The following is an 18,427-nucleotide window of genomic DNA, read 5'->3' as shown; positions in this document are numbered from 1 at the left end:
CATCGGATGCGGGGGATCCCGCGACGGCACGTACTGTGGGGAGGTCCCGCGCCGGTCGCGTAAACTCGCACCGCGCCTCTCACCCCAGGAGGGTCCATGTCCCGTCGTCTCATCGCCGTCACCGCACTCGTCGTCGCCGCCGCGGCGCTCACCGCCTGCAGCGGCTCCACCACGCCCGCGAGCACGTCCGGTGCGGAGAGCACCGCGGGTTCCGACTTCGGCCTGGTGAAGGACGGCACGCTCACGGTCGCGACCGAGGGCACCTACCGCCCGTTCAGCTTCCACGACGACGGCGGCTCGGGCGACCTGACCGGCTACGACGTCGAGATCATCCAGGCCGTCGCCGACAAGCTGGGCCTCGAGGTGGAGTTCCAGGAGACGCAGTGGGACGCGATCTTCGCCGGTCTCGACGCCGGCCGCTTCGACGTGATCGCGAACCAGGTCTCGATCAACGACGAGCGCGAGGCGAAGTACCTCTTCAGCGCGCCCTACACCGTGTCGCCCGGCGTCATCGTGGTGGCCGAGGACGACGACTCGATCAGCTCGTTCGACGACCTGGCCGGCAAGACCACGGCCCAGTCGCTCACCAGCAACTGGTACGAGCTGGCGACCGACTCCGGCGCCAAGGTCGAGGCCGTCGAGGGCTGGGCGCAGGCCGTGGAGCTGCTGCGTCAGGGCCGTGTGGACGCGACCGTGAACGACAAGCTGACGTTCCTCGACTACGAGACCACGAACAGCCCGACGGGGCTGAAGATCGCGGCGGAGACCGAGGACGCCGGCGAGCAGGCGTTCGTGTTCACGAAGGACAAGACCTCGCTCGTCGAGGCCGTGGACGGCGCTCTCGAGGAGCTGCGCGCCGACGGCACCCTGGCGGATATCAGCGAGAAGTACTTCGGCGAGGACGTCTCGCAGTAACCGATGGCGAACCCCTGGCAGCTGTTCCTCGACTCGCTCTGGCCGATCGCCTGGGCGGGCCTGACGGCGACGGTGCCGCTCGCGCTGGTGTCGTTCGCGCTGGGGCTGCTGATCGCGGTCGGGGTCGCGCTGATGCGGATCTCGGTGCATCCGGTGGTGGCGGGAGTCGCGCGCTTCTACATCTCCGTGATCCGCGGCACGCCCATGCTGGTGCAGCTGTTCGTGATCTTCTACGGGATGCCGTCGATCGGCATCACGCTCGACCCATGGCCGAGTGCGATCATCGCGCTGTCGCTCAACGTGGGCGGCTACGGAGCCGAGGTCGTGCGGGCCGCGATCCTGTCGGTGCCGAAGGGGCAGTGGGAGGCGGCGTACACGGTCGGGATGAACCGCACCCGCACGCTCACGCGGATCATCCTGCCGCAGGCGGCACGGGTGTCCGTGCCCCCGCTGTCGAACACGTTCATCTCGCTCGTGAAGGACACCTCGCTCACGTCGCTGATCCTGGTGACGGAGCTGTTCAAGGTCGCGCAGCAGATCGCGGCGACGACCCTCGAGTTCATGGTGATCTACCTCGCCGCGGCGCTGGTGTACTGGGTGTTCTGCCTGGTGCTGTCGTTCGGCCAGAGCGCCCTGGAGAGGAGGCTCGACCGCCGTGTCGCCCACTGACCAGACGCCCGTCCCGCTGCTGTCCGCCCGCGGACTGCGCAAGAGCTTCGGCGACACCGAGGTGCTGCGCGGGATCGACCTGACGCTGCACCGCGGAGAGGTGCTGGTGCTCATCGGCCCGAGCGGCTCGGGGAAGACCACCGTGCTGCGCGCGCTCAACGGCCTCGAGACGCCGGACGCCGGCACCATCACGGTCGACGGCGGGCCCGAGCTCGACTTCGCCCCCGCCGAGCGGCCGCGGCCTCGCGCGCAGAAGCAGCAGCGGCTCGCCCTGCGCGATCGCTCCGCGATGGTGTTCCAGCACCACAACCTGTTCCCGCATCTGACGGTGCTGCAGAACGTGATCGAGGGGCCCTGGCGTGTGCAGCGGCGGCCCAGGGCGGAGGTCGTGGCCGAGGCCCTGGCCCTGCTCGACCGGGTGGGCCTGGCGGACAAGGCGGACGCCCGTCCGCATCAGCTCTCGGGAGGGCAGCAGCAGCGCGTGGGGATCGTGCGTGCTCTCGCTCTCAAGCCCGACCTGCTGCTGTTCGACGAGCCGACGAGTGCGCTCGACCCCGAACTCGTCGGGGAGGTGCTGCTGGTGATCAAGGAGCTCGCCGACGAGGGATGGACCATGGCGGTCGTCACGCACGAGCTCAGCTTCGCGCGCGAGGTCGCCGACCACGTCCTGTTCCTGGACGGTGGGGTGGTGGTCGAGGAGGGGCCGCCGGCCGAGATCTTCCGCGCCCCGCGACACGAGCGCACGCAGCGGTTCCTCACGCGCATCCTCCGCCCGCTCGACGGCGCCTGAGACCCGGGGCTCGTGCGCGCCGCCGATCGGTGACAGGATGCGGTCGTGGGAACCATCGACGACTACCTGACCGGGCTCGCCCCCGCGGACCGCGCGGCGATCGACCGCGTGTACGCGATCGCGCGGGAGGAGGAGCCGGATGCCGAGCAGGGCACCGGCTACGGCATGCCCGCCCTCGTCCACGGGGGCAGACCGCTGCTGTCGGTGATGCGCGCCAAGAAGCACATCGGCGTGTATCCCTTCAGCCCCGACGCGGTCGCGGCCGTGGCGGCGGCGCTGGCCGATCATCCCGGCGCCAGCGTGGACAAGGGGACGATCCGCTTCCAGCCGGAGCATCCGATCCCGGAGCAGACGCTGCGCGCACTGGTGCGGGCGCGGCTGGCGCAGATCGACGGAGCCTGAGCCGGATCAGCCGCCGAACACGGGGAGGATCAGGCTCACGGCGAGCGCGACCATGATCACGGCGATCACCGCGTCGAGAACGCGCCACGACCGCTCGGTGCGCAGCCAGCGCCCGAGGTAGCGTGCCCCGAAACCGAGGGCCGTGAACCACAGGACACTGGCGAGGATGGCCCCGGCGGCGAACAGCCAGCGCTGCTCGCCGTGCGTCGCGGCGATCGACCCGAGCATCAGGACGGTGTCGAGGTACACGTGCGGGTTGAGCCAGGTGAGCGCGAGGACGGTGAGGAGCACGGGGGCCAGACGTGTTCCGCTCCGGGTGGCGGTCGCGGTGCCGCCGGCCGATCGACCGGTCCCCGTTCCGACGGCGGGGGAGGACGCATCGACCGCCAGCACCTCACCGCCGCGCCAGGCGCGCCGTGCCGCGAGCAGCCCGTAGCCGAACAGGAACAGCGCCCCGGCAACCCGGGCGACGACCACGAGCCACGGCGCAGCCTGGAGCAGGAAGCCCAGCCCGGCGACACCGGCGGCGATCAGCACGGCGTCGGAGACGGCGCACACGATCACGACCGCCAGCACATGCTCCCGCCGGATGCCCTGGCGCAGGACGAAGACGTTCTGGGCGCCGATGGCCACGATGAGGGAGAGGCCGAGTCCGAGACCGGCGAGGACGGTGAGCATGGCACCAGCCTAGGAAGCGACTGCCATCAGAGAAAGCGAAGATTCCTTCCGAACCATTAGCATCACTGATGTGAGGATCGATCCGGAGCTCGCCGCGACCCTGGCCGCCGTCGCCGACGAAGGCACTCTCGACGCGGCATCGCGCCGACTCCGGATCACGCCGTCCGCGGTCAGCCAGCGGCTCAAGAGCCTGGAGGAACAGCTGGGGCGCATCCTGCTCGTGCGCAGCAAGCCCGCGCGGCTCACCGAGGCCGGTGAGGCGGTGGTGCGACTGGCCAGGCAGGTGGCGCTGTTGGAGCACGACGCGCTCGCCGGGGTGGGCATCGGCGACGACGGCTCCGAGCGGCGCATCGTCGTTCCGCTCGCCGTGAACGCCGACTCGATGGCGACGTGGTTCCTCGCGCCGATGGCACGACTCTCCGCCACGCACGACATCGACGTCGACCTGCACCGGGACGATCAGAACTTCACCGCCCGGCTGCTGGAATCCGGCACGGTGATGGCCGCGGTGACGAGCGAGGAGACCCCGGTGGCCGGATGCTCGGTCGCACCTCTCGGGGTGCTCGAGTATCGCGCCATGGCGGAGCAGGGCTTCGCGGACCGGTGGTTCGCCGAGGGGGTGAGCGCCGCCGCTCTCGCCCGCGCGCCCTTCGTCGACTTCGACCGTCGCGACACGCTGCAGCACGAGTGGCTCGCGGCTATGTCCGTCACGCAGCAGGGCGTGCCGCGGCACTACGTCCCCGCGTCCCACGACTACGCGATCGCGGTGTCGCTCGGCCTCGGCTGGGGGATGGTCCCGCGGCTGCAGGAGACGCCCGGACTGGTCGCGCTCGGGGGTCCGACGCTGAAGGTCGCACTGTACTGGCAGCAGTGGAACCTGCGGTCGACGCTGCTCGACACCATCGCCGCCGAGGTGGCCGACGAGGCGCGGCGGGTGCTCGCCCCGGTCGCGCCCGCCCGCCGGTCGCGCCGCTGACAGGACGATCCCCGGCTGCGCGGATTGTGCCACGGCTGCGCGCGGATCCGCCTTGTCTGGTCCGAGGGGCTCGGAGAGGATGCGAGGACGCGGGAGAATCCTCCGAGTTCCGCTCGCCGGCGTTCCCCGAGATCGAAGACGGAGGGGGAACGACATGGCGACGACCACGACCCGGCGAAAGGTCCGCGCGGTCCTGGCAGGAGGACTCGTCCTCGGAGTGGGAGCGGCGGTCACGCTCGCCGCGTGGAACGACTCCGAGTTCGCGACCGGAACGTTCACCGCGGGCTCGTTCAACCTGGAGGGCTCGACCGACGGCACGGCCTTCACCGACCACAACGTCGACGACGGCAACACGGCCGCCACCCTCGCGTTCACGCTCCCCGCCGGCGTCGTCGGCAACATGTCGCCCGGCGACACCGTCTACGCGGGTTTCTGGGTGCGTCTCGCGGCCGGCACGACCACCGGGGCCAGCCTCGTCGCGGCGGGCACGACCGCGGATCCCGCGGCGAGCTCCAACACCGATCATCTGTCCTACGCGATCTACCCGCTCGCTCCCGGCGCCACCTGCAACGCGGCCAGCGCGACCGGAACCGCCGTCGCCTCCGGGGCCACGCTCGACGCACAGACGGGCGTGACCGCCGTGACGCTCACCGAAGGAGCCTCCGCCGCCACCCCGGGCACCGCCGTGCAGCTGTGCGTCGCGGTCACGGCCGCCGCCGCGCTCGAACCCGGCCTGGTCACGAACGCGACCTGGGAGTTCACGGCCACGTCGACGAGCTGAGCGGGCCATGGGTACCCGCAGGCAGCGGCGGGAGAGGATCCGGCTCCGCTCCCGCCGCCTCCGAGCCCTCCTGGCGGGCGGCCTGGTGCTCGGCATCGGGGCGACCGCGACACTCGCCGCCTGGAACGACTCGGAGTTCGGCTCGGCCACGTTCACGGCCGGCCGGTTCGACCTCGTCGGGGCGACCGATGGCGTCACGTTCTCCAGCCACGCGACCACGGGGACGGCGGCCGCCCTGAACTTCCAGCTCCCGCCCACGGCCATGGCGCCCGGCACCACGACGTATGCGCTGTTCAGCGTCAAGACCGCGTCGCCCTCGGTCGCCGGCGTGCTCCAGCTCACGGCCGGGACGCCGGGCGGCACGGGTCTCGCGTCGTCGCTCACCTACGGGGTGCGTGCGATCGCCGGGACCACGTGCTCCGCGGCGACCTACCCCGGCGGCACCGCCGTGGTCGCGGACGGCTCCGCGCTCACGGCCGGCGGCGCCTCGACGCAGGCGGTGTCCGCGAACGGCGCATCGGTCGTGAACTACTGCTTCGCGGTGACGCTGCCGACGACGGCGCCGAACACCGCGCAGGGCCTGGCGATGACCCAGACATGGCAGATCCAGGGCACGTCGTCGTAGCCGCCGCGGGGCACGAGCGAGAGGAGGGGTCGTGACGGCACTCACCCGCCGCGAGGCGCGCGCGCAGCAGAGCGGGGAAGCGGGGGCGCGGGCGCAGCACCCCACCCGGCGCCTCGGGTTCGCGCGCGCGTTGGGCGATGCGCTGCTGTGGCTCGCCGCCGCCGCGGGCGTCGTGTGCATCGTGCTGGTGCTGCTGGCGGCCACGGCGCAGATCACGCTCATCCTGTTCCGCACGGGCTCGATGTCGCCGACCATCCCGGCCGGATCGGTCGCCGTGGTGCAGCGGGTCCCTGCCGCGGCGGTGGAGGTGGGTGACGTCGTGACGGTCGACCGCCCAGGCGACCTGCCCGTGACCCACCGCGTGACCGCGGTGCAACCGGGCGCCGCGGCGGGGGAGCGCGTGCTGACGCTGCGGGGCGATGCGAACGCGGTCGACGACCCGTTTCCGTACACCGTGACCTCCGTGCGCACCGTGCTGTTCGCGGTGCCGGGCCTGGCGACCGTGATCGTCGCACTCGGGCATCCCGTCGTGCTCGGCGGCATGACCGTGGCCGCGACCGCGCTGGTGGTGTGGGCCTTCTGGCCGCGGTCGCCGCGACGCGCTCGCACCGAGGGCGGTCCGCCGTGAGGCCCCGCGTCGCGCTCGCGGTCCTGGCGCTGCCCGTCTGCCTGGCCCTTGCGGCACCGGCGGCGGCGGTCGCTGCCCCCTCCACCGAGGTGGTGCAGGGCCAGGTGCTGCGCCTGGTCTCGGTCGCGGACTGGGACGCCGCCCGCGACCTGCGACCCGACCGGCCGGTGCAGTGGGACGTGCAGGTGAGCGCCGACGCGCCGGATCCCGGGGTCGTGCGGCTCGGCGTGAGCGCGTCCGGGTCGGCTCGGTTGCGGCTCGACATCGCCCTGTGCGCGGAGCCGTGGCAGGACGCGGTGTGCCCGGCGGGGGCGACGGTCTTGCGGACGGACTGGAGCGTCCCGCGCGACGGCGCCGAGGTGCCGCTCACGGCCATGCGTGACACCGAGACCGCGCATCTGCGGCTGACGATCGCGCTCGACCCGGCGGACGGCTCCGGCAGCACCGAGGTGCGCGTGCTGGCTCACGGCGCGGGCGAGAGCGCGGCGGTGGGCTCCGACGGTGCGCTCGCGGTCACGGGTCCGTCGCCGTGGCTGCCGCTGGCGGCGGTGGGCGGCGGACTGCTGCTGACCGGGGCTCTCGTGGCGCGGGGGCGTCGCGGAGGAGAGCGCGGGGAGGGGCGAGGATGACACGGCCGTGGCGGCGCACGATCGCCGGTGTCCTCGGGGTCGGGGTCCTGGTCGGCGTGGCGCTGCTGCCCGCGGTGCAGCCGACCGAGGCGCGGTTCACCGACCCGGAGTACGCGGCGGGGTCGTTCACCGCGTCGCAGCTGACGACGCCCACGATCACCTCGTGCAGCGTGACCAACCTGCTCGGCACGTTCACGGGCTTCACGATCACGTGGAGCTCCGGATACCTCAAGCCGCAGCAGCGACTGTCGATCAACAACGTCGCGGTCGACAACGCGAACGTGACGCAGAGCGGCAGCGGCCCCTACTCCTACTCCGCGACGATCAGCTCCGGTGTGCTCAGCACGCTGCTGGGGAGTCTGCTCGGCTCGTCGAACACGGTGCGGGTCGAGGCCGTCCTGCCCGGCACGGCCTGGGTGTCGCCCGCGGCGACCCGCACGCTGTCGGTGGGCGGACTGCTGGGGCTCGGGGGCAACAACACCTGCACGTGAGGTCGTGCCGGCGGTGCGGCGTTCAGTCGGCGAGGGCGAGGGCGCGGAAGAGGTCGCGCTCGCGCAGCTGCTCGCGGCGGCTGGCGGAATCGTCCTGCGTGCGGGCGGGAACGTCGCGGCCCGTGGTGCGCCGGTACAGCTCGTCGATCAGGGCGGTGGCCAGGTCGACCAGCTTGGCGATCTCGCGGTCGTCGCGGTCGATCCACACGCAGCGAGGCTCGTCGTGCACCGGAGCGAAGTCGACGTGCTCCTCCCACACGAACAGCGTGCGCTCGGCACCGAGCACGTGCTGCTGCCACCAGACCTGTCGCAGGTAGGTGCGCGGGATGCCGCGGAACGCCTTGTTCGTGGTCTTGATCTCGGCGAGGCGGATGCGCCCGTCGGCGTCGACCGCGATCCCGTCGGGCGTGGCGAGGTGGCGGTGCTCCACCTCGGCGCGGAACAGCGCGGAGGAGGGGAGGATCCCGTGCGTGGCTGCGACCCAGGCCGCGATCTCCGGCTCGCGCCGTCGGCCGTGGTCGGTGTACGCGTTGCCGCCGAAGCGGGGGCCGCCGCCCAGCTTGGAGTCGGCGGCACGGGCGATGGAGCGCTCGCTCGTGAGCCCGGCGACGTCGGTCGCGGTGATGCCGCGGGACCGCGCCCGCATCCACGCCACCCGGTCGCGAGAGTCCGCGACGATACGGGCGTGGAGTTCGGGGGTCACCTGAAAACCCTAACCCCGTCCGCCGACGCTCCCTCCCTGCACACGCCGCGTCCCCGCACGGCCGCCGGGGATTTGGGGAGGGGCGCGCGCTGAGGTAGAGTGGGTGGCAACCGAAGACCGCTGGTCATCGTGTGTGCGCAAGCACGCAGGATCGAAGCTCTGCACCGCAGGGGCCCGCGCAGGTGTCACGAACTTCCGAGCTCCGTGCGCTTGCGCCGGAGCTCTTCTCTTTGCAGGGGGTCGGAGGCCGGCGCCCCACCACCGTGCGGCGCCTCGTACACATCAAGGAGTGACCATGGCGCAGAAGGATGCATCGGTCGCCGAGCTCACGAAGTCATTCGAGAACTCGAACGCCGTCCTGCTGACCGAGTACCGCGGTCTGACGGTTGCCCAGCTCAAGCAGCTGCGCAACAGCATCCGTCAGGACGCCGAGTACGCCGTGGTGAAGAACACGCTGACCAAGATCGCCGCCAACAAGGCCGGCATCTCCTCGCTGGACGACGACCTCAAGGGTCCGTCGGCCGTCGCGTTCGTGCACGGTGACTTCGTCGCCACTGCCAAGGCTCTGCGTGACTTCGCCAAGGCCAACCCGCTTCTGGTGATCAAGTCCGGCATCTTCGAGGGTAAGGCCCTCTCTGCCGACGAGGTCAACACGTACGCCTCGCTCGAGAGCCGTGAGGTTCTGCTGGCGAAGGCCGCGGGAATGATGAAGGCGACGATGGGCAAGGCTGCCGCCACCATCGACGCGCTTCGCGAAAAGCTGGAGACCGCAGAGGCCGCGTAAGCGACCGGCGATCTCGTCACCACCACCCCATCTATTAGGAGATACATCATGGCGAAGCTCACCACCGAGGAGCTGCTCGAGCAGTTTGCCGGCCTCACCCTCATCGAGCTGAACGACTTCGTGAAGGCGTTCGAGGAGAAGTTCGAGGTCACCGCTGCTGCCCCCGTCGCCGTTGCCGGTGCCGCCGGTGGCGCTGGCGAGGCCGCTGCCGAGGAGGAGAAGGACTCGTTCGACGTCATCCTCGAGGCTGCCGGCGACAAGAAGATCCAGGTCATCAAGGCTGTCCGCGAGCTCACCTCGCTCGGCCTCGGCGAGGCCAAGGCCGTCGTCGACGGTGCTCCGAAGGCCGTCCTCGAGGGCGCCAACAAGGAGACCGCCGAGAAGGCCAAGGCTGCTCTGGAAGAGGCCGGCGCGACCGTCACCCTCAAGTAATTCCAGCGCACCAGCGCTTCTGCGAAGGCCCCGGGTTCCGCCCGGGGCCTTCGTGCGTCCGGGGAGGGGTGCTCAGCGGGGTGGTGCGGTGGAGCTGCGCACGACGAGCGACGAGGGGGCGGTCACCCGCTCGATGGGGGCCTCCGGCTCCGCCATCCGTCGGATCAGCAGCCGCACGGCCTCGTGACCCTGGTCGCGGGGAGACTGCCCGATCGTGGTGAGGGCGAACATGTCCGCATGGGCGTGGTCGTCGATGCCGACCACGCTGAGCTCGGTGGGCACGGCGATGCCCAGGCGTCGAGCGGCGATGATCGCCCCGATCGCCGCCTCGTCGCAGACTCCGACGATCGCGGTGGGCCGGTTCCGCCGGTCTCCGAGGAGCCCGGCGGTCGCGGCATAGCCCCCGGGCATGGTCGGTGCCGCGCCGACGACGCGGGCGTGGGCGAGCAGCCCCGCCGCGCGGAGCGCGCCGTGGTACCCCTCGAGCCGCTGCGCATCGCCGTAGCTCAGTGCGGCGGCGTCGGTCGCGCCCCCCACGAACGCGATGTCCTCGTGGCCGAGCTCGATCAGGTGCTCGGTGGCGATGCGGGCGGCGGCGGTGTCGTCGATCGAGACCGCGCTCGATCCCTCGCTGTACGGCCCGACGCTGACCAGCGGGCGACCCGTGCGGTGCAGCCGCTCGAGCTCGCGCGCGCTCGGCTGGATGCCCACCGCGATGATGCCGTCGAACCTCCGACCGGGCAGCACGGTCTCGAACAGCCGTTCCCTGGTCTGCGTCCCCTCGGGAACGCCGTACAGCGACAGGTCGTAGTCCACGGAGAGGAGCGACTCCTGCACCCCGGCGAGCAGCTCGGCGAAGAACCAGCGGTCGATGGGCGGCATCACGAGGCCGACGGTCTGCGTGCGTCCGGTCGCGAGGCTCGTGGCGGACGAGTGGGCGACGTAGGCGAGGTCGTCTGCGGCGTCCATGACCCGCTGCCGCGTCTCGTCGGACACGTAGCCGCGTCCGCTCAGCGCCCGGCTCGCGGTGGCCTTGGACACTCCGGCACGCGACGCGACGTCCGCGATCGTGCTCATCGGTCCTCCTCGACCAGGGTCCACTTCGATGTGGGGACGGCGACGCCCGGGCTCGCCGGGTGACAGCGTAGCGGCTCGACCGTGGAAAAGGAACCGGTTCCACACTGATCCGGAGGGAGCGCTCCCATCCGCGACGCGGCGGTGCATCGGAATGGTTGCGAGCTTGTGACCCTTGCGTGTTGTGCGGGGAGCGGGCCGCCAGTATGTTGGCCTGGAATCGGTTCCCTAATCGACGCCGGTGCTGGCGACGGACAGCGGGACCCTGTACTCGAAGAGGAGAATTCACATGGCTCTGTCACAGCGTTCCCGGCTGGTCGTGCCGCTGGCCCTGATGGGCGTCGCGGGCATCGCTCTCGCCGGCTGCGGGGCTCCGGGAGGTGCGCCGAGCACCGGAGGCGGAGGCGACGACGCCACCGTCACGATCTACGGCACGATCGTCGACTCGGAGGCGGAACTCCTCCAGGAGTCCTGGAAGGACTGGGCCGACGAGAACGGCATCACCATCAAGTACGAGGGCAGCCAGGACTTCGAGACGCAGCTGGGCACGCGCGCCCAGGGCGGCAACCCGCCGGACATCGCGATCTTCCCGCAGCCGGGTCTGTTCGCCGACTTCGCCGACCGCGGCTTCCTGAAGCCCGCCCCGGAGGAGGTCGAGAAGAACGCCAACGAGTACTGGACCGAAGACTGGGTGAACTACGGCACGGTCGGAGACACCTTCTACGGTGCCCCGCTCATGGCGAACGTCAAGGGCTGGATCTGGTACTCGCCCGCCAAGTTCGCGGAGTGGGGCGTCGAGGTCCCCAAGACCCTCGACGAGATGACGGCGCTGACCGAGAAGATCCAGGCCGCCACGGGCACGCCCGCCTGGTGCGCAGGCTTCGAGTCCGGCACCGCGACCGGCTGGCCGGGAACCGACTGGATCGAGGACTACGTGCTGCGCCAGTCCGGACCCGACGTCTACGACCAGTGGGTCACCAACGACGTGAAGTTCACCGACCCGCAGATCAAGCAGGCGTTCGACTCGGTCGGACAGATCCTGCTCAACCCGGCCAACGTCAACGCGGGCTTCGGCGACGTGCGCTCGATCAACTCGACCGCGTTCGGCGACGTGGCACCCAAGCTCGCCGCCGGCGAGTGCGCGCTCACGCACCAGGCCTCGTTCCTGTCGGGCTTCTTCCCCGAGGGCACGAACATCGCCGAGGACGGCGACGTGTGGGCGTTCATGCTCCCCGGCGAGTCCGAGGGCGACACGGCCGTCACGGGCGCCGGTGAGATCGTCGGCGCGTTCAGCGAGTCCGAGGCCACGCAGAAGGTGCTCGCGTACCTGTCCAGCCCCGAGTGGGCCAACAGCCGCGTGAGCCTCGGCGGCGTCACCTCGGCCAACAACGGGCTCGACCCGGCGAACGCCAAGGACCCGATCCTCCAGGAGACCATCAAGATCCTGCAGGACCCGGAGACCACGTTCCGCTTCGACGCCTCCGACCTGATGCCCGGTGCCGTCGGTGCCGGAACCTTCTGGAAGGGCATGGTCGCGTGGGTCAACGGCACCTCGACGGACGAGGTGCTCACGCAGATCGAGACCGGCTGGCCCTCCAGCTGATCCCGGGGGAAGAGGGGCCGCCCCGCACCAGGGGCGGCCCCTCTGCTCCCTCGGCGCCCACATCGACGTGGGCGCCGTGATCCGATCCGCGTGACGTAAGGGGAATCCGTGAACGCGACAGTCTTTTTCCAATGGATCGGCTCGCTCCCGCCGATCCTGCAGGCCGTCGCCGTGGTCATCGCCTTCGCGGTGGTCGTGGCGATCATCCTGCTGCTCGTGGACATCGCTCCACGCCGGGGCACGCAGTACACCATCATCCGGCTGGCGATGTGCCTGCTCATCCCGCTCGCCGTGATGTGGTTCTTCAACTCCTACTACTGGGCGATGGGGGTCGCGGTCCTCGTCGGCGCCGTGTTCTTCTTCCTGGACTACCGGTCCCGCGATGGAGCGGGCTACCTGATCCAGCTCGTCGCCTTCATGGCTCCGGCGATGCTGCTCCTGCTCGTCGGCCTCATCCTCCCGTCGATCCAGACCATGTACACCTCGTTCTGGAACTCCTCGGGCAACACGTTCGTCGGGTTCGCCAACTACGTGTGGATCTTCACGCAGTCGGACGGCATCACCTCGGTCGTCAACACCATCATCTGGGTGCTGCTGGTGCCGACGGTGTCGACGATCGTCGGTCTCGCGTACGCGGTCTTCATCGACAGGACCCGCGGCGAGAAGATCTACAAGGTGCTGGTGTTCATGCCGATGGCGATCTCGTTCGTCGGCGCGAGCATCATCTGGCGGTTCATGTACGAGTACCGCGGACCGGAGTTCGAGCAGATCGGTCTGCTGAACCAGATCCTGGTGTGGTTCGGCGGGACGCCGCAGCAGTGGCTGCTGAACCAGCCGTGGAACAACCTGTTCCTCATCGTCGTGCTCATCTGGGTCCAGACCGGTTTCGCGATGGTCGTGCTGTCGGCCTCCATCAAGGGTGTCCCGGCCGAGCTGCTCGAGGCCGCCGAGCTCGACGGCGCGAACGCGTGGCAGCGGTTCATCTCGGTGACCGTACCGGCGATCCGCCCGGCACTCATCGTCGTGCTCACCACGATCTCGATCGCCTCGCTGAAGGTGTTCGACATCGTCCGCACCATGACCGCCGGCAACTACGGCACGTCGGTGCTCGCGAACGAGATGTACACGCAGTTCTCGAAGTTCGAGGCGGGACGCAGCGCCGCGCTCTCCGTCATCCTGTTCATCCTGGTGCTGCCGATCGTCATCTACAACGCGCGCCAGATCAAGAAGCAGCGGGAGATCCGATGACCGACACCGTAGGCACCGAGACCCCGGCCAGCACGCGCGCCGTCACGACCGGGGGTGGCCTCGACGGCGCCGCCGGACGCGCCAGGAAGAAGCTGTCCCGTCCGTGGGCATCCGCCGCGTCGATCGTCATCGCGGTCCTGTGGACCATCCCGACGCTCGGGCTGTTCATCTCGTCGTTCCGTCCGCGCGACGAGATCCAGTCGACCGGATGGTGGACGTTCTTCACGAACCCGCAGGTCACGCTGGAGAACTACGTCGATGTGCTGCAGTCCGGCACGACGCAGCTGACCATCCTCGAGTCGTTCATCAACTCGATCGCCATCACGATCCCGGCGACCGTGGTGCCGCTCATGATCGCGGCCATGGCGGCGTATGCGTTCGCGTGGATCGACTTCAAGGGCCGCAACGCCCTGTTCATCTTCGTGTTCGCGCTCCAGATCGTGCCGATCCAGATGGCGCTGGTGCCGCTGCTCAGCTCGTTCTCGCGCGGCCTCAACCTGTTCGGTCTGCAGGTGACCCTGCCGCTCGGAGCGTCGGACGGCTACGCGCAGGTGTGGATCGCGCACTCGATGTTCGCGCTGCCGCTGGCGATCTACCTGCTGCACAACTTCATGTCGGAGATCCCCGGTGAGATCATCGAGGCGGCCCGCGTGGACGGTGCCTCGCGCGGACAGATCTTCTTCCGCGTCGTGCTGCCGCTGACGATGCCGGCGATCGCCTCGGTCGCGATCTTCCAGTTCCTGTGGGTGTGGAACGACCTGCTCGTGGCGCTGGTGTTCGCCGACGGAGCGGCCGCGCCGATCACGAAGCTGCTGGCCGAGATCACCGGGACGCGCGGCAACGACTGGTACCTGCTCACGGCGGGTGCGTTCGTGTCGATCATCATCCCGCTGATCGTGTTCTTCGCGCTGCAGCGCTACTTCGTGCGCGGCCTGCTCGCCGGGTCTACCAAGGGGTAGTCGAGACAGGAGCGCTCGCCGGAAGGGGCCGGTCACCGTCGCGGTGGCCGGCCCCTTTCCGTGTGTCGCGGACAGGCTCGGCGGGGCGTCCCGGCGGCGGCATGCAGGAACTTCACATGATCGGAACGGGTGTCTCTGCGTAATGGAACGCTCCCGATCCCGTCTCATGGCATAGGGACGATCTGGGGACGTCCGCTCGGGGGTGGAGCGATCCGGTCCGGATGTTTGGGGCATCCGGTCCGGCAGTCTGCAGTGTCGTGTCTGCGTTTCGCCGTGGCAGGAGTGTGCCGCGGCGGCGCGTCCGCAGCGAGAGCTGATGTCGGAAGCCAGAAAGACACAACAACAGATGAACATCGTGGGGAATCGCGCGCGCGCCTGGGGAGGCCGCGCGGTCATGGGGGCTGCCATCGCAGCCCTCGCAGTGGTGGGCGCCCTGCTCACGCCGGGTGCGGCGTCGGCGGTGGTCGCCTCGGGCCCGGACGGGCGCACGCAGGAGACGGCGGCGGCGTCGTGCTGGGAGATCAAGCAGAACAACCCGGCGGCGGCGGACGGCGTGTACTGGCTGGTGACGCCGGGCCTGGTCTACCCGCAGCAGTTCTACTGCGACCAGACGACCGACGGCGGCGGGTGGGTGCTCGTCGGTCGGGGTCGGGAGGCGTGGAAGGAGAGCTACAACGGTCTCGGCACGCCGGATCAGGTGGCGAACACGCCCACGGGAACGGCCGCGTTCGCTCCGGCCGAGCTGCCCGCCAAGACCGTCGACGGCCTGCTGAACAACGGCCGCCCCGATGCTCTGCCCGACGGGATCCGCGTGCGGCGCGCGACCAACGCCGCGGGCAATGCCTGGCAGGAGGTGCGGTTCTCGCTCGCGAAGAGCGACCGCTGGGAGTGGACCTTCGGCGCGAAGCACGACCTCGCCGACTGGGGCTTCGGCATCAGCGGCGGCATTGACACCACGGGAACCGGTGGCGTGACCGCCGCCTTCAACGACGACGCGGGCATGAACAACGTCGTGTTCTCGCAGCGGGCCACGCACGGCTACCGGATGGGCTGGGCGTACGGCTCGGCGGTGACCGGCACGACGGACGCGTCCTCCTACCTGTGGGCTCCGGCGGGGCAGGGGTACGCGACGCCGTTCGCCCAGGTGTTCCTGCGGCCGCAGCTCACCCTGTCGACGCTCGACTTCGGTGCCGTCCCGACCACGGGCACGCCCGCGAGCACGCTCCCGTCGATCCCGAGCTCGTACGCCGTGAAGACGTCGTGGGGGGTCTCGGGGCTCGCCAACGGCCAGTCCGGAGAGACGAACGTCGAGGTCTCGGACTTCGGTGAGGTCGCCGGGAAGGTCTTCGTCGGCGGCAACTTCCTGAACGTGCAGCAGACCAAGGACGGCGCGGGGCAGACGTCGCAGCCGTACCTGGCGGCGTTCGACGTGCACACCGGCGCGTGGGTCCCGACCTTCCGGCCGAAGCTCGACGGACAGGTGAAGTCGGTGCAGGCGCTGCCGGACGGCCGGCTGGCGATCGGCGGGCAGTTCTCGACCGTGAACGGGGTGGCGCAGCCGGGACTGGCGATCCTCGATCCTGCGACCGGGCAGCTCTCGGGCTGGCAGGTGAAGGTCGAGCACCGCGCGACCGGTGCGGTCCCCTTCGTCCGCGACCTGGACGTGCAGGGCGGCTACCTGTACGTCGCCGGTTCGTTCACGCACCTGACCTCCGTCGGCACGACACCGACGACGGGCGGCGCGTGGAACGGCGGCCGTATCGTGCTGGCCACCGGCAAGCCCGACACCGCGTGGAACGCGAACCTCAACGGGACGGCGGCCTCGGTCGACGCGAACGCCCAGGGCGACCGCGCGTACTTCTCCGGCTACTTCCTGATGAAGTCGTCGACCCCGGCGCCGTCGGCCGCGGTGCTGCAGACGACGGCGGGCGCACCGCTGGCGACCACCTGGACGCCGGAGTTCAGCGACGACCGCAAGGACGAGAACGGCGCGTACGTCAACGCGGTGTGGCAGCTCGGCATCATCGAGGTCGGCGGGCGTGTGTGGATGGGCGGCTCGCAGCACTCGATGTTCTCGTACGACCGGAACACGCTCCAGCGCGTGGGCGGTTGGATCACGCAGGTGGGCGGCGACATGCAGACGGTCGAGACCAACGGCTCCGTGGTGATCGGCGGCTGCCACTGCGGGGACTACGTCTACGACGACGCCTACAGCCAGACGCTCGTCGGCGGATTCAGCCGGGCGGACAAGATCAATCTGGTGGGGGCGTGGGACGCGAAGTCCGGCACCTACATCCCGGACTGGTCGCCGATGGTGGAGGCGCGTGCGGGGTACGGCGCGTGGGGGACGTTCTTCGACAGCACCGGCACCCTGTGGGTGGGTGGCGACTTCAACCGGTCGCAGCTTCCGGGTGGTGCGGAGCAGTGGTCGGGCGGGTTCATCCGCTTCGCGCCGCGGGATGCGGTGGCGCCGACGGCCCCGGGGGCGGTGTCGTCGACCCCATCGGCAGACGGGAAGACGGCGACGCTGACGTGGGGCGCGTCGACGGATGCGGGTTCGGGTGTGACATACGAGGTGCTGCAGGGCAACCGAGTGATCGCCTCCACGACCTCGGCCTCGTACACCGTGCCGGTGACCTCGACCGCGACGAACTACTTCGTGCGGGCGCGGGATGCGGTGGGCAACCGGTCGGCGTCGACGGCGGCGTTCACGGTCGCTCCGGCCCCGGCGAACGCGCTGACGTTCGTGGGCAACGGGGACTCGTGGTCGTGGCGGTACTCGTCGGACGCGCTGCCGGCCACGTGGAACGCGACCACGTTCGACGCGTCGTCGTGGCCGGTCGGGAAGGCGCTGTTCGGGCGGGGCGTGTCGGGGGCGGCGACGAATATTGATCCGTCGAACCTGGCGACCAAGCCGTTGAGCGCGCAGTTCCGCAAGACGTTCACGGTGACCAGTGCGGCGAGCGTGACGAATGCGAAGGTCTCTCTCATCGCGAACGACGGCGCCGTGGTGTACCTGAACGGCCGTGAGCTGGGGCGGGTGCGGATGCCGGCCGGCGCGGTCACGCAGAACACGTACGCGACGGCGGCGGTGGCGCAGTCGTCGGCGGCGGGCACGCGCGCGGTGTTCACCGTTCCGGCCGGCGCACTGTCGGAGGGCACGAACGTGCTGGCGGTGTCGGTGCACGCGAACTACCGCACGACCGCGGATCTCGGGTTCGATCTGGCGTTCACGGCCGAGCGGGCGGCACCTCCGGCCGCGGTGACGGGTCTGGTGGCGACTCCGGCGCAGACGTCGGTGGTGTTGGGGTGGACGGCTCCGGCGGGTTCGACGGCGGCGGCGTCGTATGTGGTGTCGCGGAACGGGGTGAAGGTGGGGACGGTGACGGCTCCGGCGACGACGTTCACGGATACCGGTTTGGTGGCGGGGACGGCGTATACGTACACGGTGGTGGCGGTGTCGGCTGCGGGGGTGGCGTCGACTCCGGCGACGGTGCAGGCGACGACGACGGCTGCGGCTCCGGTGGGCCCGGCGGTGTCGGTGCCGAGCGGGTCGGCCTGGTCGTGGCGGTACTCGGCGGATGCGTTGCCGGGGGACTGGAACACGGCAGGGTTTGATGCGTCGTCGTGGGCGGTCGGGAAGGGCGTGCTGGGGCGGGGGGCGACGGTGGCGACGAACATCGATCCGTCGAACCTGGCCACGAAGCCGTTGAGTGCGCAGTTCCGGACGTCGTTCACCGTGTCGGATGCGGCGTCGGTGAAGGACGGGACGGTGTCGGTGATCGCCGATGACGGGGTGGTGCTGTATCTGAACGGGGTGGAGCTGGGGCGGGCGAATCTGCCCGCCGGGTCGATCACGCAGAACACGTATGCGACGGCGGCGCCGCGGGCGACGACCGCGGCGGGCGCGCGGGTGACGTTCCAGGTTCCGGCGACGCTGGTGAAGGAGGGGACCAACGTGCTGGCCGCGTCGGTCCACGCCAACTACCGCGGCACACCCGACCTCACCTTCGACGCCGCACTCACCATGCCGCCGTGCT

At 70.4% G+C, this 18,427-nt stretch carries 19 protein-coding genes; 16 read left to right on the top strand and 3 right to left on the bottom strand.

Annotated elements, in window-relative coordinates:
• The first annotated feature begins 96 nt into the window (after window positions 1–96).
• From DW297_RS16450 to DW297_RS16435, 4 genes are read left to right on the top strand one after another with little or no spacing between them, the layout of a single operon-like run.
• Window positions 97–915 carry an amino acid ABC transporter substrate-binding protein gene (locus DW297_RS16450; protein WP_136034397.1) on the top strand — a complete coding sequence of 273 codons (819 nt, stop codon included), beginning with the start codon at window positions 97–99 and terminating at the stop codon, window positions 913–915.
• 3 nt (window positions 916–918) lie between these two features.
• Window positions 919–1,584 (top strand): amino acid ABC transporter permease, encoded by a 666-nt coding sequence (locus DW297_RS16445; RefSeq protein WP_136034395.1) that lies wholly within the window; start codon window positions 919–921, stop codon window positions 1,582–1,584.
• Entirely contained in the window at window positions 1,571–2,374 is an 804-nt protein-coding gene (locus tag DW297_RS16440; RefSeq protein ID WP_136034393.1) for an amino acid ABC transporter ATP-binding protein, read from the top strand. Before DW297_RS16445 ends, DW297_RS16440 begins: the two co-directional genes overlap by 14 nt.
• Before the next feature lie 45 nt (window positions 2,375–2,419).
• Window positions 2,420–2,776 (top strand): iron chaperone, encoded by a 357-nt coding sequence (locus DW297_RS16435; protein WP_136034390.1) that lies wholly within the window; start codon window positions 2,420–2,422, stop codon window positions 2,774–2,776.
• 6 nt (window positions 2,777–2,782) lie between these two features.
• On the opposite strand, the gene DW297_RS16430 is transcribed toward DW297_RS16435, so the two are convergent.
• Window positions 2,783–3,454, bottom strand: a complete 672-nt coding sequence (locus DW297_RS16430) for a LysE/ArgO family amino acid transporter (protein WP_136034388.1) — start codon at window positions 3,452–3,454, stop codon at window positions 2,783–2,785.
• Window positions 3,455–3,524: 70 nt separating this feature from the next.
• Between DW297_RS16430 and DW297_RS16425 the strand changes: the two genes are divergently transcribed.
• The 6 genes from DW297_RS16425 to DW297_RS16400 all read left to right on the top strand — a co-directional run bounded on the left by DW297_RS16425 (window position 3,525) and on the right by DW297_RS16400 (window position 7,584).
• The gene (locus DW297_RS16425; protein WP_136034386.1) at window positions 3,525–4,430 is read left to right on the top strand and encodes a LysR family transcriptional regulator ArgP; all 906 of its coding nucleotides are present in this window, start codon (window positions 3,525–3,527) and stop codon (window positions 4,428–4,430) included.
• Between the two features lie 154 nt (window positions 4,431–4,584).
• Window positions 4,585–5,211, top strand: a complete 627-nt coding sequence (locus DW297_RS16420; RefSeq protein WP_136034383.1) for a SipW-dependent-type signal peptide-containing protein — start codon at window positions 4,585–4,587, stop codon at window positions 5,209–5,211.
• Window positions 5,212–5,218: 7 nt separating this feature from the next.
• Window positions 5,219–5,836, top strand: a complete 618-nt coding sequence (locus tag DW297_RS16415) for a SipW-dependent-type signal peptide-containing protein (protein ID WP_136034381.1) — start codon at window positions 5,219–5,221, stop codon at window positions 5,834–5,836.
• 31 nt (window positions 5,837–5,867) lie between these two features.
• A complete protein-coding gene (locus tag DW297_RS16410) occupies window positions 5,868–6,464 on the top strand; it encodes a signal peptidase I (RefSeq protein ID WP_136034379.1) in 597 nt (198 codons plus the stop codon).
• Complete coding sequence (locus tag DW297_RS16405; protein ID WP_136034377.1) at window positions 6,461–7,093, top strand: hypothetical protein; 633 nt, start codon at window positions 6,461–6,463, stop codon at window positions 7,091–7,093. Before DW297_RS16410 ends, DW297_RS16405 begins: the two co-directional genes overlap by 4 nt.
• The gene (locus DW297_RS16400) at window positions 7,090–7,584 is read left to right on the top strand and encodes a hypothetical protein (RefSeq protein ID WP_136034375.1); all 495 of its coding nucleotides are present in this window, start codon (window positions 7,090–7,092) and stop codon (window positions 7,582–7,584) included. Before DW297_RS16405 ends, DW297_RS16400 begins: the two co-directional genes overlap by 4 nt.
• Window positions 7,585–7,606: 22 nt before the next feature.
• Here the strand turns inward: DW297_RS16400 and DW297_RS16395 are convergent, their stop codons facing one another.
• The gene (locus DW297_RS16395; protein WP_136034373.1) at window positions 7,607–8,287 is read right to left on the bottom strand and encodes a YqaJ viral recombinase family protein; all 681 of its coding nucleotides are present in this window, start codon (window positions 8,285–8,287) and stop codon (window positions 7,607–7,609) included.
• Between the two features lie 295 nt (window positions 8,288–8,582).
• Between DW297_RS16395 and rplJ the strand changes: the two genes are divergently transcribed.
• Together rplJ and rplL are read left to right on the top strand one after the other, a co-directional pair.
• Complete coding sequence (gene rplJ / locus DW297_RS16390; protein WP_136034371.1) at window positions 8,583–9,071, top strand: 50S ribosomal protein L10; 489 nt, start codon at window positions 8,583–8,585, stop codon at window positions 9,069–9,071.
• A gap of 48 nt (window positions 9,072–9,119) precedes the next feature.
• Window positions 9,120–9,503: a 50S ribosomal protein L7/L12 gene (gene rplL / locus DW297_RS16385; protein ID WP_067194328.1), complete on the top strand. Its 384-nt coding sequence runs from the start codon at window positions 9,120–9,122 to the stop codon at window positions 9,501–9,503.
• A gap of 72 nt (window positions 9,504–9,575) precedes the next feature.
• Here rplL and DW297_RS16380 read toward each other — a convergent pair whose 3' ends face one another.
• Window positions 9,576–10,580, bottom strand: a complete 1,005-nt coding sequence (locus tag DW297_RS16380; protein WP_136034369.1) for a LacI family DNA-binding transcriptional regulator — start codon at window positions 10,578–10,580, stop codon at window positions 9,576–9,578.
• Between the two features lie 286 nt (window positions 10,581–10,866).
• Between DW297_RS16380 and DW297_RS16375 the strand changes: the two genes are divergently transcribed.
• The 4 genes from DW297_RS16375 to DW297_RS16360 all read left to right on the top strand — a co-directional run.
• Window positions 10,867–12,180: an ABC transporter substrate-binding protein gene (locus tag DW297_RS16375; protein ID WP_136034367.1), complete on the top strand. Its 1,314-nt coding sequence runs from the start codon at window positions 10,867–10,869 to the stop codon at window positions 12,178–12,180.
• Window positions 12,181–12,288: 108 nt separating this feature from the next.
• On the top strand, window positions 12,289–13,428 hold the full coding sequence (locus tag DW297_RS16370; RefSeq protein ID WP_136034364.1) for a carbohydrate ABC transporter permease: 1,140 nt from the start codon (window positions 12,289–12,291) through the stop codon (window positions 13,426–13,428).
• Window positions 13,425–14,387, top strand: a complete 963-nt coding sequence (locus DW297_RS16365) for a carbohydrate ABC transporter permease (protein ID WP_136034362.1) — start codon at window positions 13,425–13,427, stop codon at window positions 14,385–14,387. Before DW297_RS16370 ends, DW297_RS16365 begins: the two co-directional genes overlap by 4 nt.
• A 394-nt stretch (window positions 14,388–14,781) precedes the next feature.
• Window positions 14,782–18,427, top strand: a 3,646-nt coding sequence (locus DW297_RS16360) for a fibrinogen-like YCDxxxxGGGW domain-containing protein (RefSeq protein WP_205828319.1), incomplete at its 3' end; no start/stop codon positions are given.

This window comes from Microbacterium sp. PF5 (assembly GCF_004794315.1).
In the GTDB taxonomy this organism is placed as follows: Bacteria; Actinomycetota; Actinomycetes; order Actinomycetales; family Microbacteriaceae; genus Microbacterium; species Microbacterium sufflavum.
Note: the sequence above shows the minus strand (reverse complement) of the source record. Positions and strands in the feature narration are given on the sequence as shown.

Coding starts and splice junctions, on each gene's coding strand:
- DW297_RS16450 (WP_136034397.1), top strand. CDS start 97: ATGTCCCGTCGTCTCATCGCCGTCACCGCACTCGTCGTCGCCGCCGCG.
- DW297_RS16445 (WP_136034395.1), top strand. CDS start 919: ATGGCGAACCCCTGGCAGCTGTTCCTCGACTCGCTCTGGCCGATCGCC.
- DW297_RS16430 (WP_136034388.1), bottom strand. CDS start 3,454: ATGCTCACCGTCCTCGCCGGTCTCGGACTCGGCCTCTCCCTCATCGTG.
- DW297_RS16420 (WP_136034383.1), top strand. CDS start 4,585: ATGGCGACGACCACGACCCGGCGAAAGGTCCGCGCGGTCCTGGCAGGA.
- DW297_RS16415 (WP_136034381.1), top strand. CDS start 5,219: ATGGGTACCCGCAGGCAGCGGCGGGAGAGGATCCGGCTCCGCTCCCGC.
- DW297_RS16400 (WP_136034375.1), top strand. CDS start 7,090: ATGACACGGCCGTGGCGGCGCACGATCGCCGGTGTCCTCGGGGTCGGG.
- rplJ (WP_136034371.1), top strand. CDS start 8,583: ATGGCGCAGAAGGATGCATCGGTCGCCGAGCTCACGAAGTCATTCGAG.
- rplL (WP_067194328.1), top strand. CDS start 9,120: ATGGCGAAGCTCACCACCGAGGAGCTGCTCGAGCAGTTTGCCGGCCTC.
- DW297_RS16380 (WP_136034369.1), bottom strand. CDS start 10,580: ATGAGCACGATCGCGGACGTCGCGTCGCGTGCCGGAGTGTCCAAGGCC.
- DW297_RS16375 (WP_136034367.1), top strand. CDS start 10,867: ATGGCTCTGTCACAGCGTTCCCGGCTGGTCGTGCCGCTGGCCCTGATG.
- DW297_RS16365 (WP_136034362.1), top strand. CDS start 13,425: ATGACCGACACCGTAGGCACCGAGACCCCGGCCAGCACGCGCGCCGTC.